Raw genomic sequence first — 510 nt, forward strand, 5'->3', positions numbered from 1 at the left:
GGGGTCGACGAGGGTGGAGGTGTCGCCGAGTTGGCGTCCTTCGGCGACGTCGCGTAGGAGGCGGCGCATGATTTTGCCGCTGCGGGTTTTGGGGAGTTCGGGGACGATGTGGATTTCGCGGGGTTTGGCGATGGGGCTGATCTCGCGGGCGACTTCGGCTTTGAGGTCGTCGATGAGGGTGGGTGCGGGGTCTTGGGCGTCGGATGTGAGGATGACGAAGGCGACGATGCCTTGGCCGGTGGTGGGGTCGGTGGCGCCGACGACGGCGGCTTCGGCGACGGTGTGGTGTCCGACGAGGGCGGATTCGACTTCGGCGGTGGAGATTCGGTGGCCGGAGACGTTCATGACGTCGTCGACGCGGCCGAGGACCCACAGGTCGCCGTCGGTGTCGAGTTTGGCGCCGTCGCCGGCGAAGTACCAGCCTTGGTCGGCGAAGCGTTCCCAGTAGGTGGCTTTGTAGCGTTCGGTGTCGCCCCAGATGCCGCGCAGCATCGACGGCCACGGCTGATC

The 510-nt window shown here is 67.1% G+C and carries 1 protein-coding gene; it reads right to left on the reverse strand.

Translation table 11 applies throughout. From position 1 onward, the window contains the following. Positions 1–510 (reverse strand): AMP-binding enzyme (locus tag ON21_RS09150; RefSeq protein ID WP_039797163.1); only part of this gene is annotated, 510 nt, incomplete at both ends.

The sequence above is a fragment of the Nocardia araoensis NBRC 100135 genome (assembly GCF_000308435.1).
GTDB lineage: Bacteria > Actinomycetota > Actinomycetes > Mycobacteriales > Mycobacteriaceae > Nocardia > Nocardia araoensis.